General features: G+C 71.0%; 26 protein-coding genes. 17 read left to right on the plus strand and 9 right to left on the minus strand.

The features are described 5' to 3' along the window. Positions 1 to 40: 40 nt before the first annotated feature. From VMF51_RS18830 to VMF51_RS18860, 7 genes are all read left to right on the plus strand, one after another. Positions 41 to 1,450: a hypothetical protein gene (locus VMF51_RS18830; RefSeq protein WP_325475998.1), complete on the plus strand. Its 1,410-nt coding sequence runs from the start codon at positions 41 to 43 to the stop codon at positions 1,448 to 1,450. A 226-nt stretch (positions 1,451 to 1,676) separates the two neighbouring features. Further along, complete coding sequence (locus VMF51_RS18835) at positions 1,677 to 3,230, plus strand: Ig-like domain repeat protein (protein WP_325475999.1); 1,554 nt, start codon at positions 1,677 to 1,679, stop codon at positions 3,228 to 3,230. 269 nt (positions 3,231 to 3,499) lie between these two features. Then, positions 3,500 to 4,288, plus strand: a complete 789-nt coding sequence (locus tag VMF51_RS18840; RefSeq protein WP_325476000.1) for a hypothetical protein — start codon at positions 3,500 to 3,502, stop codon at positions 4,286 to 4,288. Then, positions 4,278 to 6,239 (plus strand): hypothetical protein, encoded by a 1,962-nt coding sequence (locus tag VMF51_RS18845; protein WP_325476001.1) that lies wholly within the window; start codon positions 4,278 to 4,280, stop codon positions 6,237 to 6,239. The genes VMF51_RS18840 and VMF51_RS18845 overlap by 11 nt, the downstream gene beginning before the upstream one ends. A gap of 295 nt (positions 6,240 to 6,534) precedes the next feature. Then, positions 6,535 to 7,848 carry a hypothetical protein gene (locus VMF51_RS18850; protein WP_325476002.1) on the plus strand — a complete coding sequence of 438 codons (1,314 nt, stop codon included), beginning with the start codon at positions 6,535 to 6,537 and terminating at the stop codon, positions 7,846 to 7,848. A gap of 272 nt (positions 7,849 to 8,120) precedes the next feature. Then, on the plus strand, positions 8,121 to 9,386 hold the full coding sequence (locus VMF51_RS18855) for a helix-turn-helix domain-containing protein (protein WP_325476003.1): 1,266 nt from the start codon (positions 8,121 to 8,123) through the stop codon (positions 9,384 to 9,386). Then, complete coding sequence (locus VMF51_RS18860; protein WP_325476004.1) at positions 9,383 to 10,531, plus strand: hypothetical protein; 1,149 nt, start codon at positions 9,383 to 9,385, stop codon at positions 10,529 to 10,531. The genes VMF51_RS18855 and VMF51_RS18860 overlap by 4 nt, the downstream gene beginning before the upstream one ends. 249 nt (positions 10,532 to 10,780) lie before the next feature. Here VMF51_RS18860 and VMF51_RS18865 read toward each other — a convergent pair whose 3' ends face one another. Further along, positions 10,781 to 11,098: a helix-turn-helix transcriptional regulator gene (locus tag VMF51_RS18865; RefSeq protein ID WP_325476005.1), complete on the minus strand. Its 318-nt coding sequence runs from the start codon at positions 11,096 to 11,098 to the stop codon at positions 10,781 to 10,783. 37 nt (positions 11,099 to 11,135) lie between these two features. After that, entirely contained in the window at positions 11,136 to 11,417 is a 282-nt protein-coding gene (locus VMF51_RS18870; protein ID WP_325476006.1) for a helix-turn-helix transcriptional regulator, read from the minus strand. Positions 11,418 to 11,582: 165 nt separating this feature from the next. Between VMF51_RS18870 and VMF51_RS18875 the strand changes: the two genes are divergently transcribed. Continuing rightward, positions 11,583 to 11,945 carry a DUF6907 domain-containing protein gene (locus VMF51_RS18875; RefSeq protein ID WP_325476007.1) on the plus strand — a complete coding sequence of 121 codons (363 nt, stop codon included), beginning with the start codon at positions 11,583 to 11,585 and terminating at the stop codon, positions 11,943 to 11,945. A gap of 41 nt (positions 11,946 to 11,986) precedes the next feature. Then, on the plus strand, positions 11,987 to 12,358 hold the full coding sequence (locus VMF51_RS18880) for a thioredoxin family protein (RefSeq protein WP_325476008.1): 372 nt from the start codon (positions 11,987 to 11,989) through the stop codon (positions 12,356 to 12,358). 580 nt (positions 12,359 to 12,938) lie between these two features. Here the strand turns inward: VMF51_RS18880 and VMF51_RS18885 are convergent. Together VMF51_RS18885 and mca are read right to left on the minus strand one after the other, a co-directional pair. Continuing rightward, complete coding sequence (locus VMF51_RS18885; RefSeq protein WP_325476009.1) at positions 12,939 to 13,169, minus strand: hypothetical protein; 231 nt, start codon at positions 13,167 to 13,169, stop codon at positions 12,939 to 12,941. A 12-nt stretch (positions 13,170 to 13,181) separates the two neighbouring features. Then, positions 13,182 to 14,075, minus strand: a complete 894-nt coding sequence (gene mca / locus VMF51_RS18890; RefSeq protein ID WP_414689485.1) for a mycothiol conjugate amidase Mca — start codon at positions 14,073 to 14,075, stop codon at positions 13,182 to 13,184. A gap of 21 nt (positions 14,076 to 14,096) precedes the next feature. Here mca and VMF51_RS18895 point away from each other — a divergent pair, with 21 nt between their 5' ends. Continuing rightward, complete coding sequence (locus tag VMF51_RS18895; protein WP_325476011.1) at positions 14,097 to 14,513, plus strand: DUF4307 domain-containing protein; 417 nt, start codon at positions 14,097 to 14,099, stop codon at positions 14,511 to 14,513. Between the two features lie 222 nt (positions 14,514 to 14,735). Next, positions 14,736 to 15,239 (plus strand): transcription elongation factor GreA, encoded by a 504-nt coding sequence (greA, locus tag VMF51_RS18900; RefSeq protein ID WP_325476012.1) that lies wholly within the window; start codon positions 14,736 to 14,738, stop codon positions 15,237 to 15,239. 3 nt (positions 15,240 to 15,242) lie between these two features. Here the strand turns inward: greA and ilvA are convergent, their stop codons facing one another. From ilvA to VMF51_RS18925, 5 genes are read right to left on the minus strand one after another with little or no spacing between them, the layout of a single operon-like run. Continuing rightward, positions 15,243 to 16,445, minus strand: a complete 1,203-nt coding sequence (gene ilvA, locus VMF51_RS18905; RefSeq protein ID WP_325476013.1) for a threonine ammonia-lyase — start codon at positions 16,443 to 16,445, stop codon at positions 15,243 to 15,245. After that, on the minus strand, positions 16,442 to 17,773 hold the full coding sequence (locus tag VMF51_RS18910) for an AI-2E family transporter (protein WP_325476014.1): 1,332 nt from the start codon (positions 17,771 to 17,773) through the stop codon (positions 16,442 to 16,444). Before VMF51_RS18910 ends, ilvA begins: the two co-directional genes overlap by 4 nt. 28 nt (positions 17,774 to 17,801) lie before the next feature. Then, positions 17,802 to 18,968, minus strand: a complete 1,167-nt coding sequence (locus tag VMF51_RS18915; protein WP_325476015.1) for a cystathionine gamma-synthase — start codon at positions 18,966 to 18,968, stop codon at positions 17,802 to 17,804. Beyond that, on the minus strand, positions 18,965 to 19,327 hold the full coding sequence (locus tag VMF51_RS18920; protein WP_325476016.1) for a type II toxin-antitoxin system death-on-curing family toxin: 363 nt from the start codon (positions 19,325 to 19,327) through the stop codon (positions 18,965 to 18,967). Before VMF51_RS18920 ends, VMF51_RS18915 begins: the two co-directional genes overlap by 4 nt. Then, a complete protein-coding gene (locus VMF51_RS18925) occupies positions 19,324 to 19,524 on the minus strand; it encodes a CopG family transcriptional regulator (protein ID WP_325476017.1) in 201 nt (66 codons plus the stop codon). The genes VMF51_RS18920 and VMF51_RS18925 overlap by 4 nt, the downstream gene beginning before the upstream one ends. A 106-nt stretch (positions 19,525 to 19,630) precedes the next feature. Here VMF51_RS18925 and msrA point away from each other — a divergent pair, with 106 nt between their 5' ends. From msrA to VMF51_RS18955, 6 genes are all read left to right on the plus strand, one after another. Then, positions 19,631 to 20,293, plus strand: coding sequence for a peptide-methionine (S)-S-oxide reductase MsrA (gene msrA, locus VMF51_RS18930; protein WP_325476018.1), 663 nt, complete (start codon positions 19,631 to 19,633; stop codon positions 20,291 to 20,293). A gap of 29 nt (positions 20,294 to 20,322) precedes the next feature. Further along, positions 20,323 to 21,117, plus strand: a complete 795-nt coding sequence (locus VMF51_RS18935; protein WP_325476019.1) for a CPBP family intramembrane glutamic endopeptidase — start codon at positions 20,323 to 20,325, stop codon at positions 21,115 to 21,117. 55 nt (positions 21,118 to 21,172) lie between these two features. Further along, positions 21,173 to 21,634 carry a VOC family protein gene (locus tag VMF51_RS18940; RefSeq protein WP_325476020.1) on the plus strand — a complete coding sequence of 154 codons (462 nt, stop codon included), beginning with the start codon at positions 21,173 to 21,175 and terminating at the stop codon, positions 21,632 to 21,634. A gap of 19 nt (positions 21,635 to 21,653) precedes the next feature. Further along, positions 21,654 to 22,061 (plus strand): YkvA family protein, encoded by a 408-nt coding sequence (locus VMF51_RS18945; RefSeq protein WP_325476021.1) that lies wholly within the window; start codon positions 21,654 to 21,656, stop codon positions 22,059 to 22,061. Between the two features lie 163 nt (positions 22,062 to 22,224). Next, entirely contained in the window at positions 22,225 to 23,469 is a 1,245-nt protein-coding gene (locus VMF51_RS18950) for an Ig-like domain repeat protein (RefSeq protein ID WP_325476022.1), read from the plus strand. 115 nt (positions 23,470 to 23,584) lie between these two features. Further along, positions 23,585 to 23,842 carry a PspC domain-containing protein gene (locus tag VMF51_RS18955; protein WP_325476023.1) on the plus strand — a complete coding sequence of 86 codons (258 nt, stop codon included), beginning with the start codon at positions 23,585 to 23,587 and terminating at the stop codon, positions 23,840 to 23,842. The last annotated feature ends 8 nt before the right edge of the window (positions 23,843 to 23,850 follow it).

Raw genomic sequence — 23,850 nt, forward strand, 5'->3', positions numbered from 1 at the left:
CCCCCGGCACCATCTCCCCCGAACAAACGGAGCAACCCCCATGCAACTGCGCAAGGCACTGATAGTTGGCGCCGCCGTCCTGGCGGCCGGACTTCTCAGCCTCACCCCCACCTCCCAAGCCGACCCCCCCACCGGCGGGCCCATCGTCTTCGTCGAGGTGAACGGCGTCCAGTCTCTGCCCAACAACCCAGTCCCCGTCAACGGCACCTTCGCCGGCGGCACCTACACCCACGACCTCACCGGGTTCACCACCAGCTGCACGCACAGCACCCTCGCTGGGACCGTCAACCGCAGCGCGCGCCCCTTGCCCGCAGGTGCCCACGACTTCGGGTTCTCCTCCCTGCACATGCCGTGCGCCTACGCCATCTACACCGACACGTGGACCATCACCCCCGGCTGTGTCCTCCGAGCGAACTTCTACGATGACAACGTCCACGACGGCACCGTGGACACCGGCCCCTACAACCTCGGCGCGAGCTTTCACGCCGTCCGGGGCAGACTCTCGATCCCGCACGCGTGCATCACCGTCACCCGCTCCGGCGGGTGCACCTACCGGATCGACGGCGACGTGGGCGCCTCCTTCGACGAGGCCATCACGACCGTCGGCGGTGTCCGCTACCAGAAGCTGGTCCTCGACGGCCCCGGCCTGACCATGCGTCAGCAGACCCCGTCCTGCCTCGGCGTGGCGGGCGGCAGCATCACCCTCAACAACATGACCTTCAACCTGCAGGTCACCGGCGGGTCCACGACCGGCATCGACTTCCGTCAGACGTTGCCAGCACTGCCGACCGGGGGCGCCGTGGCCGCGGTCGAAGTCAACGGCGACCGCACCGTCGGCACCGTTGCCATGGACGGCGTCTTCAGAGCCGGCACCAAGACCTACTCCATCTTCGGATTCGACGCCGGTTGCGCGGTCGGCAGTATGGCGGGAACTGTGACCCGTGGCCCTCGGCCCCTGACGACGGGCGTCCGCGACATGACGCTCTCCACCCTCGACCTCACCTGCGCGACCCCGCTCGGAGTCAACGGAAAGATCTCGATCACGCCCGGGTGCGTCATGACTCTTGACTTTCCTGACACTCCCAACGTTCAGGACACTGGCCCCAACGTCCACGACGGCACGGTCGACACAGGGCCCGGTCCGGCCTTCAGCCGCGTCGAGGGTCGAGCGTCGGTCGCGTCCCAGTGCCTCACGATGCTGCTCAGCGGGAGTTCCTGCGCGGCCAAGCTCTCAGGGGACATCGACGCCTACTTCGACGAGGCGGTCAAGACCGTCGGCGGGGTCGCCTACCAAGAGCTCATCCTGAATGGCGATGGCCTCACCTACTCCCAGCAGACTCCCGCGTGCCTCAGCCTGATGACCGGGGGCCTCAGGCTGAACAACATCAAGTACGACGTCCGAGTCGCCTCCGGGACGACCACTGGCATCGACTTCCGCCAGACTGCCTGACCACCCGGTCGGTGGCCCGGCGACAGATCTGTCGCCGGGTTACCTGCCCGGCCTCCACTCCGGCCGCATCACGGATGCCGACCTCATCGAGTTGTGAGCCGCCTCACAACTTTCCGGGTTCTCTGCGCCGACTTCGGCCCACTCGCCACCCATACCCCCTTCCCTTCAGCAAGATCGGCGCACACCTGGGAGGGAGCCCTCCTTGCGCCTGAATTGGGAGACAGACATGCGATTGCGCAACCTTCTGGCCGCCACGGCGGCCAGCGCCCTCATCGTCGGAGCGGTCGGTGTCCCGGCCCACTCCGTCACCGCCCCATCGCCGGCGGGCGCCGGTGCGCTCGTGGCCTGGGGCGATGACGAGGACGCCGAATCCGGCCCGGCCATCGACATCCCCGAGGACCTCACCGGGGACGTGCGGTCGGTTGCTTCCAGCAACACGGCGACCGGGGTCGTCACGCTCGATGGCACGGTTCGAGTATGGGGCGGCCCCGGCCTCGAAGTCATGAACGCCCCGACCGGGATCACAGACGCGGCAACCATCGCCCTGGATCGATTCCAAGGCGCCATCATCCACACCGACGGCCGCGTCACCGCCTGGGGCGGCTTCGGCCCCGCGTTCAGCGAGGTCCCGGCCGACCTCCGCGCGAAGGCGATCTCGATGATCACCGGCACCGGATACGCCGTGCGAACGGACGGCACCTTGACCACCTGGGGGAACGCCCCCTTCCTCGAGACCCCGGCCGGACTGACCAACCTCGTCGACGTCGCCGCGAAGCCGAACAACGTACTGGCTCTCCGCGCCGACGGCTCGGTCGTCGGCTGGAACGACGGCACCGAATCCCTCGACGTGCCCGACCTCGGCGGCAAGAAGGTGACGAAGATCGCCGCGGCGGCGAGCTACAGCGCAGTCGTCTTCGAGGACGGCACAATCCAAATCTGGGGCGACGAGGCGGGGATCCCCGACGACGTCCTGGACTTCGACGGGCTCACCCCCGCCACCACGGTGACGAGCCTCTCCCTGGGCGGGATGACAGGCAACGTCCTTGCTGCCCTCACCGCCGACGGCACCATCCACGTCTTCGGTGCGGAGGCCGAGGCTCCGGTCAGACAGATCCCCGGGGTGCTCGACGGTCAGCCGGTGTCCGCGATCTCCGTGGGCGTCGGGATGACCCCACACATGGCCGCCATCGTCACCACCTACCGCGAGCTCACGAAGCCGGTGGTCACCGGTCAGGCGCGGGCCGGCCAGACGCTGACGGCGACGCCGGCCACGTTCTCGCTGACCCCGGAGACCGCCACCGGCCAGTGGTACGCCGGCGCCACTCCGATCGCCGGCAAGACCGCGACGACCCTCCCGCTCGACGCGGCCCTGGTCGGCAAGGCGATCAGCTACCGCACCACGGCGACCCGCGACGGCCAGACCCTCGTGTCGGCTTCCGCGGCCACCGCGCCGGTCGCCGCAGCGGCCACGACTCCGGTCGTCAAGGCCTCCTCGAAGGTCTCCGGGAAGGCCAAGGCCACCGGCAAGACCAAGAAGATCGCCAAGAAGGTCACGATCGCCATCACGGTGAAGACCGCCAAGGGCGTCTCCCCGGCCGGCAAGGTGACCGTCACCCTGAAGGGCAAGACCAAGAAGAAGGTCACCGTCAAGGTCAACGCCAAGGGCAAGGCCACGGCCACCTTCAAGAAGGTCAAGCGCGGCAAGTACACCGCCACCCTGAAGTACGCCGGCAACGCCAAGGTGAAGGCGTCCACCGGCAAGGCCAAGTTCAAGGCCTGAGCCACAGCAGAACCCGGCCGAGGCCGGGGTCCACCGTCAGGTGGACCCCGGCCTCGGTGCCGTTGACGGTGAATCGCCGTCCTACTCAGAACGTCATGGCGGCCCTGACGATCCTCGCTCGTCACTCAAGTTGTGATGGGGCTCACAACTTTTGCGCTCTCGCTCTGCCGACTTGGCTCCGCACTCGACTGCGAGGCTCGCTCCTGCGCTGAACTGATCGCCGGAACGGAAGGCCGGAGACCACCGGCCACGAGCATCAGGAGTTCGTCATGGCATCCCCTCCTCGCCGGCATCGTCGGGCACTGGTGGCCGCTGTCGCGCTCAGCGTCGGCGGCGTCCTGGGCGCCGTACTGCTACCCACGTTCGCGGCCCCCGGAGGTCCCGTAGCGGGCGCCCCCCGGGACGCCGACGCGAAGTTCCGGACGGTCGGTGACGGGTCGTTGCCCGAGACCGCTCCCCGGCTGCGCGAGCCTCACGAGCCATTGAGTGCCGGGGAGCGTGGCTACGCCTTCCACCTCGCACGCGAGGCGATGCCCGAGCAGGCACGCGACCTCCTGGGCGAGCCCGGCGGGGAGCCGGTCGCGGCGGACCTGCCGCCGCTCTCGCAACGCACCTCGGACCGACGTGTCGTCGTGGCGCTCTACGACTACACCGCCGATGAGCTCCACCAGCTGCTGGTCGACCTGACCCACGACACCGTGGTCCAGCAGCAGGCCACCCAGGAGCTCCAGCTCCCGCCGACCGACACCGAGACCGCGACCGCGCTCGAGCTGGCCATCACCGCCAAGCCGATCCTGTCGTTCGTCGCGCAGTACGGCCAGGTCAACGGCGCCCCCCTGCTCAACCCGGGCCAGGTCTCCGCCATGGGCGGCGCCTGGCTCCCCGACGCCGCTCGTCCCACCGCGGAGGAGACCCAGGTCTGCGGACAGCACCGCTGCCTCCAGCTGCTGATCGCGCTGCCCACCGGGGAGTACCTCAACACCCAGGACTTCGTCGTCGACCTCAGCACCCGCACGGTGATCCGCACCGGCCTGGAGGAGCAGAACAATGCGCGCTGACCAGCCCATCCGCCACCACCGCTTCCGGCGCCTGCTCGCCCTCGCGGTCACCGCCACCGCCTCGATCACCGCCGTGGCCGGTCCCGCCACCGCCGCCCCGGCCCCCGAGGCACCCGACCTGGGCTGCGGCTCGGCCCAGGTCGTCCGCACCCTCGAGACCGGCTCGGCCTGGGCCATGTGCGTGCGCAGCGACAACGTCAAGGGCCTCGTCCTCGAGCAGATCCACTTCCGCCCGGCACCGGGCCCGACGACGTCCAGCGAGTGGCTGCCGGTCGTCGACTCGCTCTACCTGGCCCAGCTCGCCGTGCCGTACGACGGCGGCATGATCGCCTACAACGACCTCACCAGCTTCGGCTTCGGCGGCTACAGCCTGCTCCGGCAGAACGACAAGCTCTGCCCCGGCGAGACCATGGACGTCGAGCAGTCGTTCATCTTCGGCTACGAGCTCGTCGAGCGGACCATCCCCGGCATCTGCCTTGACGAGATCGGCACCGGGCTCGGCTGGGCCTCCCACGAGACCATGGAGATGCGCAGCGACAGCTACGTCCAGCAGGGCCGCGCCCTGGAGATCTCCTCCATGACCAAGATCAGCTGGTACGAGTACCAGCAGAAGGTCACCCTCAGCGACCAGGGCACCATCACGGTCGGCCTCGGCGCCACGGGAGACCTCGCCCCGTCCGACTTCCTCTTCGACCACGACGCCGCCATCGGATGGCCGATCAACCCCGCCGGCGAGGACCCCACCCGCTACTCGCAGTCGCACTGGCACAACGCCGTCTACCGCGTCGACTTCGGCATCGGCACCCACACGGGCGACGGCGAGCAGCAGGTCGAGCAGTGGGACTACAGCCAGCCCGACCCGGCCCAGCCCGCCCGCATCGAAGGGGTCGGCACCATCCGGACCGAGGCGTTCAACGCCGCTGACGACCCCGACCCCCAGACCTGGTGGCGGGTGTTCAACCCGACCTCACCCAACGCCGATGGTCACCCGCGCTCGTACGAGATCGTCAACGACGCGATCCAGAACCCGTACGACGACCTGACCCGCCCGAAGGTCAGCTTCACCAACAACCACGCCTGCCAGGAGTACGCCTCCGACAACCTCAACCTCGGGTGCCCCAACCTCTCCGTCCCCGACTACGTGGAGGCGGAGACCGAGCCGCTGACCGACCCCGTGGCCTGGGTCAACGTCGGCTTCCACCACATCGTCCGGGACGAGGACCAGTCCCCCATGCCGGCCCACTGGCAGCAGTTCTCCCTCGCCCCGCGCGACCTGCTCACCCAGCAGGCCACCGTGCCCATCGAACGCTCCTGCATCAACGGCGGACCGATCACCACCGAGGGCTCCTGCGCCGCCATCAACACCATCCCGCCCCGGATCAGCACCGGCTCCGCCCTCCGCCCCGGAGGCATCCTCAGCAGCGACCGCGGCAGCTGGCGGAACGCCCGTGCCGTCCTCGACATGCAACGCCAGTGGCTCCGTGACGGCGCGCCCATCGCGAACGCCACCGGAACCCACTACACCATCACCACCGCGGACGTCGGCCATCGCATCAGCGTCCGCCTCGACGCCACCGGCGACGGCATCATCCCGGGCTCCGCGACCTCCAACGAGATCCTGATCCCGAGCGCCCCCACCCCCACTCCCACCGCACCACCCACGACCGCACCACCCACCACCCAGCCGCCGACCCGGGTCAACCCCACGCTGAGCCTGGCCGTGCCCTCGAAGGGTCGGCTGAGGATCCGCGTGAAGGGCAGGGCGGGTGCCGCGACGGGCTCCGTGGTCGTGCGTGGCCCGGGAGGCTGGACGAGCACCCGGAAGCTCACCAAGGGCACGGTGGTCGTGCGCGTCCCGAGGAAGGTGGCGGCGAAGCGGGCGCGGGTCACGGTCCGCTACCGCGGGGACGCGTCGTACCTGCCGATCCAGCGCCGCATCCGCGTCCGTTGATCCACCGGCACCACGCCGAGGGGCCGGCGCCGACGCGCCGGTCCCTCGGCAACCGACGGCATCCGCGAGGCGACGTTTCGCCCGGCCGCGAGGTGCCCCGCACGCAGGCGTCCAACCGGGTCGCTGACGGATCTTGTCACCCGGGTGAGCAATTTCGTGACGCTCCTCACACAATTTCGCCAACTCGCGTGACCTTCCGGGTGAAGGGGCGTGAAGTTACCTTCGGCGGTTCTCGCATCGTCGGTCGCGCTAGCAACCGAGGCGGGAACCGAGCTCTGCTGGACAAGGAGTCGTGATGTCCCATTCTCGGCCGCTCGATCACCAGATGCTGCGAGAGCTGCGCAAGCGACTTGCGCTGGACCGTCTCGCGCCCGAGGCGAGCGCTGCGCTGCTGAGCGCCTCAGCCGACTCGCAGCGCCTGGCCCAACGGTACGCGGGGCAGGTGCAGGCCGACGCGTGCAGCCCTGTCGCCCGGCGGCTGGCTCACCACGTCGCCACGGTCGCGGTGCACGAGTTCGCACTGCTCGCGGCCACCCAGCCGGTGACCAGCCTCTCCGCCCCCGAACTGTTCCGACGGGTCGGCCACGCCGAGGCCGCCTCCCAGGTCGCCGAGGGGACGACCGAGAGCCTGCTGGCGGTCGTCGCCACGACCATCCGGGAGCAGATCTCCCGGCATCCCGTCCTCGGCTTCCACACCGTGGCCCTGCACACGAGCCTGCGGCGCTACACCGACTACCTGCGTCCGGCCGACGACCACCGGCACCACCCCCAGCACCCGACGGCGCCCGACGCGGCGTCGACGGGGTCTCCCGACAACGTCGCGCCCTTCCTCTACCACGAGCTGATCCAGCACTTCGGGACCCGCGTCCAGCACGCCTGCGTGACGGTGCAGGTCGCCATCCCCACGCCTGACGCCCCGAACGCCACCGTGATCCCCCCGGACGCGAACCCCGACGACGGGGTGATCATCCCCGCGACCGACCACCTCGTCTTCGTGCACCCGGCCAGCTTCATGCGGGCATCCGGCAGTGGGCCGGGGCCGGTGCTCATCGGGGTGAACGTGGGGCCCGTACCCGTCCACGACCTCGTGCGGGCCTACCACTCGGCGCTGCTGCTCGCCCGCATGGTCCGCCTCGGGTGGGCCTGCCCGCTCGCGTCGTTCCCCTGTCGGCCGCACTCGCCCTCCGACATCCCCCTCGCGGTGCTGGAGCAGATCACACCGCACCTCGGCCCGCTGATCGCCACGCCCCTCCCGCACCGGATCGAACTGGCCCGCACCCTGCACCGGGTGCTGACGACGCCCAGCACGATGCAGCAGCACGCCAAGGCCCTGAACATCTCTCCCTCCACGCTGCGCCAGCGCCTGGTGCCGCTCCAGCCGATCCTCCAGCAGAACGTGCTGACCCCGAACCAGACGGCCGTGCTCGGGTCCGTGCTGCCGGCGCTCGGCTACCTGTGGAGGACGGAGCTGAACCAGCGCCAGCAAGGGCCGCAGACGCCGGACTTCGAGATCACGATCACCTTCGACGTGTCCCCGCCGCCTCCCCCGCCGCCTCCCCCGCCGCCGCCTCCCCCGCAGCCCCCGGCCACGCCGCCGGACGCTCCGTGACGACAGCACGCCTCTCGGGCCGCGCCCCCGCCGCGCCGCACCACGACCCTGGAGCCGTCTCGGTGCTCCCCCACCTCGTCGTGACGTGAAGCGAGCGAACCAGTGCGCGGGTACGCCGCCCGCGGAATCCTCCGCGGGCGGTCGGCACGTCGTACCCCTGACGACCCCACCGAGAAGCGCCTGAGCTCATGAACGACGAGAGGCCGCATGACGCAGAGCCCGAGCAGGAGCCTGCCGAGTCCGCAGAACTCGACCCGAGCGACCTGCCACCCATGACGGACACCTCGCTCCTGTCCCCGGAGCCGGTCGTCTCCGCGAGCGGCCACCCGTTCCGCGCGGTGCTGCTGGAGATGATCGACCCGATCGTCGACATCGTGCGCGCCCAGGTCCCGGCGTACGCCGGCCCTCCGGGAGGTCAACGGCACCAGCTGATGACGATGGCGGCGAGCTCCGCCGTCCATGCCTTCCTCGACACCTCGCCGCAGCGTCCGACGGCCCAGCGCAAGGTGGACGAGCTGTTCCGCCGGATGGGGTGGGGCGAGGCCCAGGAGGACACGACCAGCGTCAACCTGGACTCGGCGTTCGCCGTGGGGGCACGTGCGGTCTGGAACTACCTCGCCGACTACGCCGTGGCCCAGGGGTACCCGGCCCAGGCCCTGCGGGACGTGACGAACGACCTCGCCGCCTACACCAACCACCTGCGCGCCGAGCTCCAGATCGGACACGCGCTGCGGGTGGGGCGCCCGCCGTCGGACACCGAGCGGGCGCGTCACCACCTGCTCGACTACCTGCGCACCACCACCGCCGGGCGGATCTCGCACCTGGCCCCGCTCGGGGTCGACCCGTTCCGGCTGGCCGAGCTCGCGGACGACGCGAAGTGGCCCCTGCCGACGGAGGTCGTGGCGCTCGCCGTCTCCTTCCACGGAGACAGCCCCTCGGTGCCGGACGAGCCCGACGTGCTGTGGACCCAGGAGGGGAACCGGCTCTACGTGCTCTGCCCGGCCCCGGCGGCCGACGAGCTGGCCGGCGTCTTCGAGCGGTCCGGGAGCGACCGGCGGGTCGTGATCAGCGGGGCGGTCCCGGCCGCGGAGGCCGGCACCGCGCTGCTGTGGACCACCCGTGCGCTCGACCTGGTCCAGGCGAGCGTCATCCCGCCGGCGTCCGTGATCCGGTGCGAGGACCACCTCACCCAGCTGTGGCTGCACTCGGAGCCGTCGATGCGCCGACAGCTGTGCCAGCGTCTCCTCCAACCGCTCCTCGCCGAGGCCCCCAACTCGCGGGAGATCCTCTCCGAGACCCTGCTGACCTGGCTGGAGACCCGGGACAGCGCGCCGGCCATCGCCTCCCGGCTCGACGTACACCCGCAGACGATCCGCTACCGCTGGCGCCGGATCAACGAGCTCTTCGGCGAAGCACTCCGGGACCCGGACTTCGTCATGCAGCTGATGCTGGTGCTGAAGGCGAGCGTCCCGCTCTGGAAGGGCGGCGACCAGAGCGACTTCGAGCTGTTCCGCGGCAGCCGGGACTCCGCCCCATGATCCCCCTGCTCCCCGTCCGGCTCCTGCCCCCGACCGCCGTCCTGGGCGCGGACCTGGTCGGCTCCGGCGCGACCTGGGCCGGCTGGGAGGCGACCGGCCGAGACGGACTGTCCCCCGCACTGGCGGTGCTCCTGCTCGCGGCTCCGGTGGGACTGATGGCCGCCCTGTGGCTTCCCGAGTGGCGCGCTCGCCGGGTCGGTCAGCGGCTCGGCGTACACACCATCGCCCCGGACGCCTCGGAGCTGTGGCGCCGAGTGGACAGCCTGGTGCTGGACCCCCTGGCCAGCCTGACGACCGGACGGCTCACCGTCACCGGCGTCCAGGCCGACGATCCCGACCACGAACGCAACGTGCGCTGGTTCGCCGGCGCCCTGGCGCACTCGTACGACGACCCGGTGGGGCACGCCCTCGCGAAACTCGCCGGGCGGGGCCGGGTCACCCACGTCAAGCATCTCCCCGGTCTGGGCATCCGCGGGATGGTCGACCGGCACCCGGTGCGGGTCGGCGAGCCCACGTGGATCGGTCACGCCGACCCGGTGGACTGGTCCTGGTTCGGCACCACGGTGGCCGTCGAGGTCGACCAGCGTCCGCTCGGCCGGATCACCCTCGCCGAGGAGGTGCGCGCCGACGCCTCCGGGCAGCTCGGGCGGCTGCGCCGGCTGGGACTCACGCCCGTCCTCGCGTCCCCGGACAGCGAGGAGTGCATCGCCCGGCTGGCCCGGCTCTCGGCGAGCCCCGTGTGGCACTCCGGAACCGAGCCCGGCCGGCTCGCCCGCGAGCTGGCGATGGCCGGGGACACGGTCGGGCTGGTGCACGTCGAGACCGACGGGACGGTCAGCCTCGTCGTGGTGGAGTGCGACGACCTGCACGGTCCGGTCCGGCACCGGGGCGCCACCTGCACCGCCAGCGCGACGGTCGACCACCTGGTGCACGCGATGACCCTCGTCCTCTCCGTGGGCCGCGCCCGTCGACGGGCGATCACGACCGCCCTGGTGCTCATGCTGCTCGCGCTGCCGTTCGCCGTACTCGGCCTGCTTCCGCCGGTGACCGCGCTGGCCCTCGCGGCCACCTCCTGGCTGGTCGCCACGGCCACGGCGCTGTGGGGATTCACCGGGATCCGGCTGCCGGCCGAGCCGGCGGTGTGAGGATCCGGCCGCCGATTTGTCACCCGGATCGCAAGATCGCCGGTGCGCTTCGGCCGGTCGTCCGTCCACTCTTGTCCGCCGGAGTACGGCGTGGATGAATCTGGCGCGGGAGAAGCGTCCGCGGCGTCTATACCCCTTCCATAGCGCCGCGGACGACGACTCGGGATCGGACGGGTTCATGCCCCGAGACCGGCCGATCCCAGCGGGCCCCGGGAGCGTGCGCCCCGGGGCCTGCTCACGGGCCGGCGCTCAGCGGCCGCCGGTGGCGTCCGGGAACGTCGACGGCAGCAGCTCGACGAGCGGCACGTCGAGGACCTGGCTGAGCGCGACGAGCGACCTCAGCTGGGGGTTCGCCGGCTGACCGGGCCGCGACTCGCCCTTCTCGTACTTCTGATAGGTGAAGCCTGTGAGGCCGGCCATGTTCGCCACCCGTTGCTGGCTCAGCCCCTTGGCGGCTCGAGCGCGGCGCAAGTTGTGCCCGAGCTCCCGGGCGAACTCTTCCCAGGTCGGGGTCGATCGTCGAGGCACCCGGCCAGCATCGTCCCCACACCCACCACGATTGGTCATACGCGTATGGGAATGTGTGGTTGGTCGGGACGAACGTTCAGCGTCCGCCGGTGACGTCCGGGAACGTCGGGGGCAGCAGCTCCACGAGCGGTACGTCGAGGACCTGGCTCAGCGCGACGAGCGTCCTCAGCTGCGGGTTCATCGGCTGACCGGGGCGCGACTCGCCCTTCTCGTACTTCTGGTACGTGAAGCCCGTGATGCCGGCCATGTGGGCCACCCGCTCCTGGCTGATGCCCTTGGCGGCACGCGCGCGGGCCAGGTTGTGCCCGAGCTCCCGGGCGAACTCCTCCCACGTCGGGGTAGCTCGTCGGCCTGGCACCCGTCGAGCATCGCGCGTCGGCGGTAGACAGATGGTCATCTACGTATGGGAGTTCCGTCCTGGGCGAGGAAGCGCAGTGGAGAAGTGGCGCGGACCGGACCGCACCGTCGGCGCCCTTCTCTACGGTCGTGGTGAGAAGCAGGCTCGCCACCGGAGACCACGCCCATGACCCGATCCGACCATCAGCCCCCGGGGGCCGACCCGGCGCCGAGCTGGCTGGGCGAGCCCTGTCCGCGGTGGTGCGTGCGGGAGCACCACGAGGACGACCACCCCGAGGACCGCTACCACCAGGGCGAGGCGTCGTACCTGCCCGTCGTCGCCGGACGCACCGACACGATCCCGATGACCTCGTCGCTCACGGCGGACGAGCTGGTCGTCCGGAGGGGGCGCCATCTCGGCGAGACCGTCGACTGGCTGGCGATCGAGTCCGACGACCTCCGGGGCCTGCGCCTGCTGCTCACCGTCGAGTCGGCCCGCACGCTCGCCGCGGGTCTGGCGTACCGGCTCGGCGCCGACGATTCCCCGTGATTGCGCCGCCGGGGCCTAGGGCGGCGCCGTACCGTGGGGGCATGGCCACGATCGAGCTGACCGCCGAGAACTTCGCGACCCACGTGCAGCAGGACGACATCCTCCTGGTCGACTTCTGGGCCGGCTGGTGCGGCCCGTGCCGCCAGTTCGCACCGACGTACGAGGCCGCCTCCGAGGCGAACCCCGACATCACCTTCGGTTCGATCGACACCGAGGCCCAGCAGGAGCTCGCTGCCGCCGCCGGCATCCAGTCCATCCCGACCTTGATGGCCTTCCGCGAGGGCGTGCTCGTCTTCTCCCAGGCCGGCGCCCTCCCCGCCCCGGCCCTCGACCAGCTCATCGAGGGCGTCCGCGGCCTCGACATGGCCGACGTCCACCAGCAGGTCGCCCAGCAACAGTCCACCCAGGACTGAGAACTGGCTGGTTGAGGTGCGAGGAGCGCCAGCGACGAGCCTCGAAACCCGGCGAGCCGACAAGCAGGCCGGATCGACGCCGACTCTCGGCTTACGAGGTTTCGAGACGGTTGCTGCGCAACCTCCTCAACCACCGTCGGGGGCCGCCGCGCAACCTCCTCGACCACCGCGGCCGCGTCCGCCACCCGACGCTGGTTGAGGTGCGAGGAGCGCCAGCGACGAGCCTCGAAACCCGGTGAGCCGACAAGCAGCCCGGATCGACGCCGACTCTCGGCTTACGGGGTTTCGAGACGGTTGCTGCGCAACCTCCTCAACCACCGTCGGGGGCCGCTGCGCAACCTCCTCAACCACCGTGGGGCCGCGCTGCGCAACCTCCTCGACCGCCGTCGGGGGCCGCTGCGCAACGTCCTCAACCACCGCGGCCGCGTCCGACACCCGACGCTGGTTGAGGTGCGAGGAGCGCCAGCGACGAGCCTCGAAACCCGGCGAGCCGACAAGCAGCCCGGATCGACGCCGACTCTCGGCTTACGAGGTTTCGAGACGGTTGCTGCGCAACCTCCTCAACCACCGTGGGCAGCCGTCAGGGCTGGGGGTTGGAGTCGTTGTCGTCGTCGACGGGGCCGAAGGCGCCGGCCTTGCGGTTGGCGTCGGTGCGCTTGAGCTGCTTGGTCAGCGCCCAGCCCAGCAGGCCCACGGCGAGGGCCAGGCCGACGAAGATGATCAGCGCGACCCAGCCCGCGACCACGTCGTTGTCCTCCGGCACGGGGTCGACGGCCAGGAGGCCGGTGGTCAGGACGAAGAGCTGCTGCATGACGGAAGTCTCTCAGGCGGGGTCGGTGATGCCGGCGAACAGGTCGTCCTCCGGGGTGGACGAGGGGACGTGGCTCACGACGAGCTCGAAGTCCTCGGTCGGCCACACCTCCTCCTGGATCTCGCGCGGGATCGCGAACCAGTGCCCGTCGGGGTCGATCTGCGTGGCGTGCGCGAGCAGCGCCTGGTCACGGACGCCGAAGTAGTCGGCGCAGGGCACCTGGGTGGTGACGCGGGCGTCCCACTCCGGCTCCGCCTTCCACTCCTTCAGGCGCTCGCCCCACGGCGACTCCAGACCGTGGGCGACGGTGGCGTCGTGCAGGCGCTGCATCCGCTCCCGGTTGAAGGAGTGGTGGTAATAGAGCTTCAGCGGCTGCCACGGCTCGCCCAGGTCGGGGTAGCGCTCCGGGTCGCCAGCCGCGTGGAAGGCTTCGACGCTGATCTCGTGGCACTTGATGTGGTCGGGGTGCGGGTAGCCGCCTCGCTCGTCGTACGTCGTCACGACGTGCGGGCGGAACTTCCGGATCAGCCGGACCAGGGGCGCGGCGGCCTCCTCCAGCGGCACCAGCGCGAAGCAGCCCTCCGGCAGCGGCGGCTTCGGGTCGCCCTCGGGCCAGCCGGAGTCCACGAACCCCAGCCAGTCCTGCTTGACGCCGAGGATGTCGCGGGCACGCTCCATCTCCTGGCGACGGATCTCGGTGATGTTCTCCAGGATGTCGGGGCGCTCCATCTTGGGATTCAGGATGGAGCCGCGCTCACCACCGGTGCAGGTCGCGACGTGTACGTCGACGCCCTGCGCGACGTACATGGCGGTGGAGGCGGCGCCCTTGCTCGACTCGTCGTCGGGGTGGGCGTGGACGTGCATCAACCGGAGGCCCGACCTGGGGTGCTGCGACATGGTCCACATCGTAGGTGCGACCATGGACCGGTGACCTCGCAGGACTCCCGAGCCACCCTCGCCGAGCGGTACGGCGCTCCTCCGCCCTGGCGTCGACGCGCGACCCTGATCGGCAGCGTGCTGCTCGGCGTCGTCGCGCTGGGCTGGCTGGCGTGGACCATCGCCGGCCAGACCTCGAAGCCCGTCGACTCCGACCTGGTCTCCTTCGACATCGTCGACCAGCACACGGCGACGGCGCTGGTCAACGTGCGTGCCCGCGACGACGCGACCGGCGTCGAGTGCCTCCTCCGCGCGTTCGCGGCCGACCACAACGTCGTCGGCGAGCTCTCCTTCTCCCCGGCGGTCGACGGGCCCGACGAGACCGAGCAGACGATCCGCACGGACCGGCAGGCCACCTCGGTCGAGTTCATCGGCTGCACCGCGGACGGCCAGGCCCGGCCGAGCTGACTCACCCTTCCGGATGGTCGCGTGGCACAGGTCACGCGTCGGCCTGCATCGCGTGGGGCAGGTTGCTAGACTGATCCGTCTGAGCCGTCCCGCCGGGCCGTCCAGGTGCAGGCCCCGCGAGATCCGAGACCGAGCCACACGGTGGCAGGCCGGAGCGGACGCCACACCCCGACCCCGGAGGGCCGGCCCCGCCGTACCCACCAGCAGTGCAGGAGCAACGCCATGACCCAGTCGACCGAGCAGGGCACCATCTGGCTGACCCAGGACGCCTTCGACAAGCTCAAGCAGGAGCTCGAGGACCTCAAGGGTCCGGTTCGCCAGGAGGTCATCGCCCGGATCAGCGCCGCCCGCGACGAGGGCGACCTGAAGGAGAACGGCGGCTACCACGCGGCGCGCGAGGAGCAGGGCAAGGTCGAGGGCCGGATCCGTCAGCTCGAGGACATGCTGCGCCGTGCCGAGGTCGGCGAGACCCCGCCGAACGACGGCGTCGTCGAGCCCGGCATGGTCGTGACCTACAAGTTCGTCGGCGATGACGACGACGAGGCCGAGACGTTCCTGCTCGGCGCGCGGGAGATCGAGCCCGAGGGCCTGACGGTCTACTCGCCGCAGTCCCCGCTCGGCTCGGCCATCAACGGCCACAACAAGGGCGAGACGGTGTCGTACGAGGCGCCGAACGGCAAGGAGCTCAAGGTCGTCATCCTCGACGCGGTGCCGTACGAGGGCTGAGCCCTACCTCTCCACCCGGTAGCCCCGCTCCCGGAGCCGCTCCAGCAGCTGCTCCGCGTGCGGGGCTCCGCGCGTCTCGAGCTGGAGGCGCACCTCGACCTCGTCGAGGTGCAGCGACGGCGAGATCCGTTCGTGCACGACCTCGAGGACGTTGGCGCCGGCCGCGCCGATCTCCCCCAGCAGCTGCGCCAGCCCGCCCGGGAGGTCGGGCACGACGACGTGCAGGTTGAGGTAGCGACCGGCCGCGGCCATGCCGTGCCGGATCACCTTGCCGAGCAGCAGCGGGTCCACGTTGCCGCCGGAGAGTACGGCGACGGCCGGAGACGCGAACCGTCCCGGGTCGTCCAGCATCGCCGCGACGGCGGCCGCCCCGGCCGGCTCCACGACCAGCTTGGCCCGCTCCACCAGCGCGAGCAGGGCGCGGGAGAGGTCCTCCTCGGAGACGGTGAGGATCTCGTCGACGTGGTCGCGGACCGCCGCGAAGGTGAGGTCGCCGGGCAGCCCGACGGCGATCCCGTCGGCCATCGTCTTCATCGACCCCAGCGCGACCGGACGGCCACTCGCCAGCGAGCCGGGGTACGCCGCCGCGCCCGCCGCCTGCACGCCCACGACGCGCACCTCGGGGCGCAGCGCCTTGATCGCGATGGCGATCCCGGCGAGCAGCCCGCCGCCGCCGGTGGGAACCAGCACGGTCTCCACCTCGGGCACCTGCTCGAGGATCTCCAGGCCCGCCGTGCCCTGGCCGGCGATGATGTCGGGATGGTCGAAGGGGTGGATGAGGACCGCCCCGGTCTCCTCGGCGTACCTCCGGGCCGCGGCGAGCGAGTCCTCCAGGAAGCGACCCTCGAAGACCACGTCGGCGCCGTACCCCCGGGTCGCCTTCTCCTTCGGGATCGGCGCGCCCTCGGGCATGAAGACGGTGGCCTGGATGCCGAGCAGCTGGGCGGCCAGGGCGACCCCCTGGGCGTGGTTGCCCGCGGAGGCCGCCACCACCCCGTGCTCGCGCTCGGCCGCCGAGAGCCGGGCGATCCGGACGTAGGCGCCGCGCGCCTTGAACGAGCCGGTGCGCTGGAGGTTCTCGCACTTCAGCGCGACCCGGCCGCCCGCGCGGGCGGAGAGCCAGCGCGACTCCTCCATCGGCGTCGTGATCGCGACACCCTCCAGCAGCTCGCGGGCCGCGAGGATGTCGTCGAGCGAGACGCTCACCGGGACTCCTCGGGGTCCGGGTCGGGGACGTCGACGACCGCGCCGGTCTCCTCGTAGTCCTCCGCGAGCTCCTCGACGGGATCGTCGCCCGGCTCGGTGTAGGTCGCCAGGTGCTGGACCACCGCGTTCAGCGCCGCGGCCATCGGGACCGCCACCAGGGCGCCCGCGATGCCGCCGACGATGACACCCGCGGCGATCGCCAGGATCACCGCGAGCGGGTGCACCGAGACCCAGCGCCCGAGCAGGAACGGCTGCAGCACGTGGCCCTCGATCTGCTGGACCAGGATGATCACGCCGAGCATCAGCAGCGCGGTGATCGGTCCCTGGTCGACGAGCGCGACCAGGACGGCGACGCTGCCCGCGATCGTGGCTCCGATCATCGGGATGAAGGCCCCGAGGAAGACCAGGACGGCGATCGCCAGCACGAACGGCACCCCGAGGACCCAGGCACCGAACGCGATGCCGATCGCGTCGACCAGGGCGACGATCACCGTCGCGCGCACGAACTGGGTCAGCGAGATCCACGCGACCCGGCCCGAGCTGTCGACCCGGTCCCGCGCGGCGCGCGGCGCCAGCCGGACGACCCAGGACCAGATCCGGTTGCCGTCGGCGAGGAAGAAGTACGTCGCGAACAGCACGATGAAGAAGCCCGCGAAGACGTGGCCGACGGTCGCGCCGACCTCGGTCACCTGCCCAAGGACGTCGCCGTCGCTGGAGCGGCGCTGGATGGCCTCCTGCGCCTGCGCGATGTAGTCGTTGATCTGGCTGTCGCTGGCGTTCAGCGGACCGGTCTTCAGCCAGCGCTTGATCTCGTCGAGCCCCTCGACGGTCGAGTCGGCGAGGTCGTTCGCGCCCGAGGCGACCTGCTGGGTGACGAAGGTCAGCAGCATCACGATCGACCCGATGCCCGCGATCACGGTCAGCAGGGACGACAGTCCCCGCGGCAGCCCGGCCCGGTGGAGTACGTCGACGAGCGGGATGGCCAGCGCGGTGATGAGCAGCGCGATCGCGATCGGCAGGACGACCACCGAGAGGTAGGCGACGCCGTACGCGATGACGGCGCCGGCCGCGACGATGACCAGGAACCGCCAGGCCCAGGCCGCCGTGAGGTCGAGCCCCCACGGCACCTGGGCGCGGCTGAAGTTCGACCGGCCGCTCGTGACCGGCAGGGGTGAGGCCTCCTGGACCCGACGCTCCTCGCGCAGCTGCGTCCACTGGTGGGCCAGGCGCTGGGCGATGCCCTCCTCGTCCTCACCGTGGGTCCGGGAGAGCCGCAGCCATCGCCGATGCTCGTCGGCCGCGCTGCTGCCCTCGCCCTCGTCGTTCACGCGAACAACGTAACCGGACCGGCCCCGGCTAACTCTCCAGGGCGCGCTCCAGGTCGGCGACCAGGTCGTCGGCGGTCTCGATGCCGACGCTGAGCCGGACCAGGTCGGCCGGGACCTCCAGGTCGGTGCCGGCGACGCTGGCGTGGGTCATCCGGCCCGGATGCTCGATGAGGGACTCGACGCCACCGAGAGACTCGCCCAGCGTGAACACCTCGGTCCGGTCGCACACGGCCAGCGCCTGCGCCTCTCCCCCGGTGACCCGGAACGACACCATCCCGCCGTACCGCTTCATCTGGCGCTGCGCGACCTCGTGGCCGGGGTGCGTCTCCAGGCCGGGGTAGATGACGTCGCCGACGGCCGGGTGGGAGGTGAGGAAGTCGACGACCCGCTCGGCGTTGTCGCAGTGCCGGTCCATCCGGACGGCGAGCGTCTTCAGACCGCGGTGAGTGAGGAACGCGTCGAACGGGCCGGGCACGGCGCCCATCGAGTTCTGGTGGAAGGCGACCCGCTCGGCGACCTCGAGGTCCTTGACCACGAGCGCCCCGCCGACGACGTCGGAGTGGCCGCCGACGTACTTGGTCGTGGAGTGGACGACGACGTCGGCGCCGAGGGTCAGCGGCTGCTGGAGGTACGGCGAGGCGAAGGTGTTGTCGACGACCAGCAGCGCCCCGGCGTCGTGGGCGACGGCGGCGAGCGCCGCGATGTCACCGATGTTGAGCAGCGGGTTGGTGGGGGTCTCGACCCAGACCACCTTGGTCCGCCCGGGGACGATCGCGGCGGCGACCCGTTCGACGTCGCTGATCGGGGCCGGGCTGTGCTCCAGCCCCCAGACCTTGGCCACCTTGTCGAAGAGGCGGTACGTGCCGCCGTACGCGTCGTCGGGGATGACGACGTGGTCGCCCGGCCGGCACAGCGACCGCAGCAGGGTGTCCTCGGCCGCCAGCCCGGAGGCGAAGGCGAACCCGCGCTCCCCCTCCTCCACCGCCGCGAGCGCACCCTCCAGCGCGGTGCGGGTCGGGTTGGCCGAGCGGCTGTACTCGTAGCCGCCGCGCATCCCGCCCACGCCGTCCTGCTTGTACGTCGAGGTCGCGTAGATCGGCGGGATCACCGCCCCGGTCATGGCGTCGGGCTCGTAGCCCGCGTGGATGGCCCGGGTCTCGAAGCCCGACTTGCTGCGGTGCTGCTGCTCGCTCATCCTTCGAGGCTAGCCGCGATCTCCGGAAGGTCCACAGCGCCCTCGGCCACCTGCATGATCAGGTCGAAAGCCTGATCCTGGGACAGGGCGAACCGCCGCCCGTTGAGTCGGAGGAATGTCGCGCCTGCCACCAGCGCCAGGCGCTTGTTGCCGTCGATCAGGGCGTGGTTGCGGCAGATCGAGTGGATGAGCGCAGCCGCCTTCAGCTCCACCGTCGGGTAGGCGTCCTGACCGAAGACCGTCGATCGGGCGCGGGCAGCGGCAGCGTCCAGAAGCCCGACGTCCCTGACGGGTCCGGCGTCCAGCAACCGGGTGAAGACCAGCAGGTCCTCGAGGTCGAGGTACTCGACCTCCGTCACACCGTGCCCAGTCGGTCCAGTGCCTCGGCGTACTCCCCGATGACGTCACCGGCGATCGTGTCGACCCGCGCCCGGTGCCCGACACGGTCACGCATCTCCAGCACCGCGCGGCGCACGACCTCCTGCCGGGACAGGCCCTGGGCCGCCGTCAGGTCGTTGAGCGCCTGCTCGAGCTCGTCGTCGGTGCGGAGAGTCATGGCCACCTCGTCATGGTATCGCTCTGATACCACCCAGGATAGGGAACACCAGGGACCGTGGCACCGTTCTTCCACAGCAACACTTCCTCCGACGGCAGGAGACCCCGTGTTCCTCAACCGCAAGTCCGAGCTCATCGCTCCCGAGCAGGCTCTGCCCGGTCGCAGCGAGCGCAACTTCCCCCTCAGCGACAAGCACGTCGTCCTGGGCACCCCGGTCGTGACCGACCTCGACTCCGGGGTCGTGCCGGACGGCTACGAGGTCGCCTTCCTCGGCCTCGGCTGCTTCTGGGGCGCCGAGGAGATCTACTGGCAGAAGGACGGCGTCTGGTCGACGTCCGTCGGGTACGCCGGCGGCACGACCCCGCACCCGTCGTACGAGGAGGTCTGCAGCGGCCGCACCAACCACACCGAGGCCGTGCGGATCGTCTTCGACCCCACCGTGGTGTCGTACGCCGACCTGCTGAAGACATTCTTCGAGGTGCACGACCCGACCCAGGGCATGCGCCAGGGCAACGACGTCGGCACCCAGTACCGCTCCGCGATCTACTACACGACCCCGGAGCAGGAGCAGACCGCGCGCGAGCTGACCAAGATCTACGGCGACGAGCTGAAGCGGCGCCGCCTCGGCGACATCACCACCGAGATCCGGCCGGCCTCCGAGACGCCGTACTACTACGCCGAGGAGCTGCACCAGCAGTACCTCGCCAAGAACCCGTTCGGCTACCGGTGCCACGCCAACACGGGGGTCAGGTTCCCGACCACCGCCTGACCGGCAGGGCGAGCCCCTAGAGTCCGAGCATGACCACTCCGCGCCGGCTCGGGTACGGCGGGTTCGCCCTGATCGTGATCGCCTACCTGGCGATCATCAAGGGCACCGGGCTGCTGGTCACCCGGATCTGGGACGTCGACGACGGGATCTACACCACCAGGGACGTCATGGTGCAGATGTGGATCCCGCTCGGGGCCGCCCTCGTCTTCACCTACGCCATGGTGGCCGTGCTGCGCTGGTGGAACCCGGTCCTGCGCGACCGCCACCCGGTGCAGCGCTGGGTCTGGGCGGTGCCGATCATCTTCGCGGTCTGCATCGGCCTGGCCATCGACTACGCCGACCTCTTCGACAAGAACGTCGGCTACCTCCTGGCCCTCCTCGTCGCCACCCAGTTCGTCGGCTGGGGCGAGGAGGGCATGTTCCGCGGCATCGGCGTCGAGACCCTGCGCTCGCACGGGCTGACGGAGGGCCGGGTCGCCCTGTGGTCCAGCATCATCTTCGGCGCCGTGCACATCAGCAACGCGCTGACCGGCGAGATCGGCCGGGCTCTGCCCCAGGCCATCGCGGTCAGCTTCGCCGGCTACTTCTTCTACCTGATCCGGCGCGTCAGCCGCGGCAACGCCCTGAACTCCGTCATCCACGGACTGTTCGACTTCTCGATCCTCACCGGCACCGCGATCGCGGTCGACCAGGGCAGCTACCTCGGGTCGCTCGCCGCGATCCTGGCCTACCTGGTCGTCGGGACCCTGCTCGTCGTCCGGCGGCACCACATCGAGCCCGAGACGGCGGATCGGTCCCGGGCGGCAGAAGCGGACAGGATCTGACCGCTGGGCGTGCCACGGTGGTGCTCGACCGACACCACCGCGAACGGAGCCCCGCATGAGCCGCGACGTCCAGATCACCTTCGACGCCCACGACCCCCGCGCCCTGTCGACGTTCTGGCGCGACGCGCTGGGCTACGTCCACCCCGGGCCGCCCGGCGTCGAGCTGCCGGCCGGCGCCGACCCGCTGGCCGCCTGGGACGACTTCCTCGCGCAGATCGGCGTACCGGAGGCGGCGCGCAACACCCGCTCGGCCATCGAGGACCCCGACGGGTCCGGTCCGCGGGTGTTCTTCCAGCAGGTCCCCGAGGGGAAGACCGCCAAGAACCGGGTCCACCTCGACGTCCGCGCGGCCCCCGGTCTCCAGGGTGAGGAGCGGATGACCGCGTTGGAGGCGGAGGCGGACCGGTTGGTCGCGCTGGGCGCGAGCCGGGTCCGCCGCTTCGACCCCGAGCCGCCGCTGTCGGCGGGCCACCTCGTGCTGACCGACCCCGAGGGCAACGAGTTCTGCCTGGACTGAGCACGCCTACAGTCGAGAGGTGGACCGTCTCCTGCTCGTCGCCGGCGTGGCGCTCGCACTGTGGGCGCTCAGCTGCGCGCTGATGGTCCTGCTCGCCGCCCGCCTCCCGAACGGCCTGATGAAGCAGGTCGCGGAGTTCCTTCCGTCGTGCGTCACCACCGCCCGCACCCTGCGCCGGAGCCCGCTCGTCCCCCGCCGGGCCAAGGTCGCGCTGCTGGTCGCGGTGCTGTGGGTGGTCTCGCCGATCGACCTGCTGCCGGAGTTCCTGCCGGTGATCGGCCCGCTCGACGACGTGGTCGCGGTCATCCTGCTGCTGCGGTACGCCGCCCGCAGCATCCCCCGCGAGACCCTCCTCGCCGCCTGGCCGACCGACCCGCGGCTGCTCGAGCGGCTGCTGGGTCGAGATCGCGTCTCGTCGACCCGCTGAGCGCAAGGACGGTCTCGGCAGCCGGACCGACCTGTATGGAGCACTTGGCGTCGGGTTTGGCCGCGCCGGTCGGGGTGCCCTTGACTCTCTCCGCCGGGGCGCGCCATCGGGGGTCCGCCGGGCACCAACGCCCACGCACTCAGACCATCTCCGGAGGGTTCCCTTGTCCCTGATCACCCGCGCGCCCGCGCGCGCCGCCGCTGCCGTCGTGGCGGCCGCCGCCCTGACCCTGTCCGGCGCCGCCGTCGTCGCCCCCACGGCCCAGGCCTCGGACGGCCGGGTCTGCACGACCGGTCGGGCGCCCACGGCGGCCACGAAGCCGTGGTACGACTTCGCGCAGAGCACGAACCCTGTGTGGAAGGCCAGGACCGAGTTCCTCGCCCTGCAGGCCGAGATCCTGCCCGCCATCCAGAAGCTCGGCCCGTCCTCGACGGAGGAGCAGGTCGACCAGGTCACCCAGGCCGTGGGCATGCAGCTGGAAGTCTGGGGCATGGGCCTCATGTTCGACCTCCAGCAGGCGCTCTCGATCGACCTCTACAACTTCGTGTCATCGCTGATGCTGGTCGACCCCGCTTCCGCCGACGCGGCGTACGCCAGCATGGAGGCCGTGATCGAGACCACGCTCACGCCCACCCTCAATGCGCTCCTCGGCGACGGAGATGAGGAGGGTGCCCTGGAGACCTGGTTCGACGCGGTCGAAGCCGGTCTGAACTACCCGCTGACCGGACCCGGGACCCTCCCGTCCGCAGCGGCCGTCCTCGCCGGACTGACGACGGCCGCTCAGGCCGTCGACACGTGGTACGACCTCGGCTACGCCAAGGTCGTGTGGACCACCGGCACGACCTGCGTCACCACCTCGACCCTGAGCGTCCCGGCGGTGAAGAACACCTTCGGCCGGGCACGGGCCGTGACCGTCGGCGCCACCCGCGACGGCCGCGCCAGCCGCGGCGACTACGTCGTGCTGCTCGACGGCCAGCGGATCGGATCGGCGACCCAGCAGTCGTCGTACGTCGCGACCCTCCCCGCCAGCCTGCCGGCAGGCAAGCACGTCCTCACCGTGGCCTTCGCCCCCGGCGACGGCAGCCCGATCGCGACCCGGTCGAGCGTCGTCACCGTCGCCAAGGCCAGGACGGCCACCAAGCTGAAGCTGTCGACGTCCAGGACCACCGCCAAGAAGGGCGCCAAGGCGACCATCACCGTGGCCGTGCCGGGCGCGTCCGTGAAGGCGAACGGCACCGCCACCGTCAAGGTCGGCACGAAGACGCTCAAGGCCAGGATCAAGAACGGCAAGGGCACGGTCGCGGTGCGCAAGCTGAAGCCCGGCACGTACAAGCTCCGCGCGAAGTTCAACGGAGGCGGTTCGCTGCTCTCCAGCTCCTCCTCGAAGGTCCGCCTCACCGTCCGGTGAGCCGACGGTCCGACCCCGGGACACGTCCCGGGGTCGGACCAGGGCTGATCCCGATGGGGCGGGGGCGTCGTACGACGCATGCTGGTGACAACGATCCAGCAACCGGAGGAACACCATGACCGACATCCGCTCCAGCCTCGCTCGCCAGGGCCTCGTACGCCCCCGGGACGGGAAGATCCTCGGCGGCGTGTGCGCCGGCGTCGGACGACGCTTCGGGCTGACGCCGTGGGTCACGCGACTGCTGTTCGTGCTGCTGCTGATGGTGGTGCCCGGCAGCCAGATCCTGATCTACCCCATCCTGTGGGTGCTGATGCCGTCCGAGGAGAGCCTGGCGGCGGCACCCGTCGCCTGGGCGCCCGAGACACCGCGCTGAGCGGTCCC

It is taken from the genome of Nocardioides sp., assembly GCF_035503875.1.
Taxonomy (GTDB): domain Bacteria; phylum Actinomycetota; class Actinomycetes; order Propionibacteriales; family Nocardioidaceae; genus Nocardioides.

What these genes read in the sequence shown, in the direction of transcription:
- VMF51_RS18830 (WP_325475998.1), top strand. Translation starts at nt 41, where the DNA reads ATGCAACTGCGCAAGGCACTGATAGTTGGCGCCGCCGTCCTGGCGGCC.
- VMF51_RS18835 (WP_325475999.1), top strand. Translation starts at nt 1,677, where the DNA reads ATGCGATTGCGCAACCTTCTGGCCGCCACGGCGGCCAGCGCCCTCATC.
- VMF51_RS18840 (WP_325476000.1), top strand. Translation starts at nt 3,500, where the DNA reads ATGGCATCCCCTCCTCGCCGGCATCGTCGGGCACTGGTGGCCGCTGTC.
- VMF51_RS18845 (WP_325476001.1), top strand. Translation starts at nt 4,278, where the DNA reads ATGCGCGCTGACCAGCCCATCCGCCACCACCGCTTCCGGCGCCTGCTC.
- VMF51_RS18850 (WP_325476002.1), top strand. Translation starts at nt 6,535, where the DNA reads ATGTCCCATTCTCGGCCGCTCGATCACCAGATGCTGCGAGAGCTGCGC.
- VMF51_RS18855 (WP_325476003.1), top strand. Translation starts at nt 8,121, where the DNA reads ATGACGGACACCTCGCTCCTGTCCCCGGAGCCGGTCGTCTCCGCGAGC.
- VMF51_RS18860 (WP_325476004.1), top strand. Translation starts at nt 9,383, where the DNA reads ATGATCCCCCTGCTCCCCGTCCGGCTCCTGCCCCCGACCGCCGTCCTG.
- VMF51_RS18865 (WP_325476005.1), bottom strand. Translation starts at nt 11,098, where the DNA reads ATGACCAATCGTGGTGGGTGTGGGGACGATGCTGGCCGGGTGCCTCGA.
- VMF51_RS18875 (WP_325476007.1), top strand. Translation starts at nt 11,583, where the DNA reads ATGACCCGATCCGACCATCAGCCCCCGGGGGCCGACCCGGCGCCGAGC.
- VMF51_RS18880 (WP_325476008.1), top strand. Translation starts at nt 11,987, where the DNA reads ATGGCCACGATCGAGCTGACCGCCGAGAACTTCGCGACCCACGTGCAG.
- VMF51_RS18885 (WP_325476009.1), bottom strand. Translation starts at nt 13,169, where the DNA reads ATGCAGCAGCTCTTCGTCCTGACCACCGGCCTCCTGGCCGTCGACCCC.
- mca (WP_414689485.1), bottom strand. Translation starts at nt 14,075, where the DNA reads ATGTGGACCATGTCGCAGCACCCCAGGTCGGGCCTCCGGTTGATGCAC.
- greA (WP_325476012.1), top strand. Translation starts at nt 14,736, where the DNA reads ATGACCCAGTCGACCGAGCAGGGCACCATCTGGCTGACCCAGGACGCC.
- VMF51_RS18915 (WP_325476015.1), bottom strand. Translation starts at nt 18,968, where the DNA reads ATGAGCGAGCAGCAGCACCGCAGCAAGTCGGGCTTCGAGACCCGGGCC.
- VMF51_RS18925 (WP_325476017.1), bottom strand. Translation starts at nt 19,524, where the DNA reads ATGACTCTCCGCACCGACGACGAGCTCGAGCAGGCGCTCAACGACCTG.
- VMF51_RS18935 (WP_325476019.1), top strand. Translation starts at nt 20,323, where the DNA reads ATGACCACTCCGCGCCGGCTCGGGTACGGCGGGTTCGCCCTGATCGTG.
- VMF51_RS18940 (WP_325476020.1), top strand. Translation starts at nt 21,173, where the DNA reads ATGAGCCGCGACGTCCAGATCACCTTCGACGCCCACGACCCCCGCGCC.
- VMF51_RS18955 (WP_325476023.1), top strand. Translation starts at nt 23,585, where the DNA reads ATGACCGACATCCGCTCCAGCCTCGCTCGCCAGGGCCTCGTACGCCCC.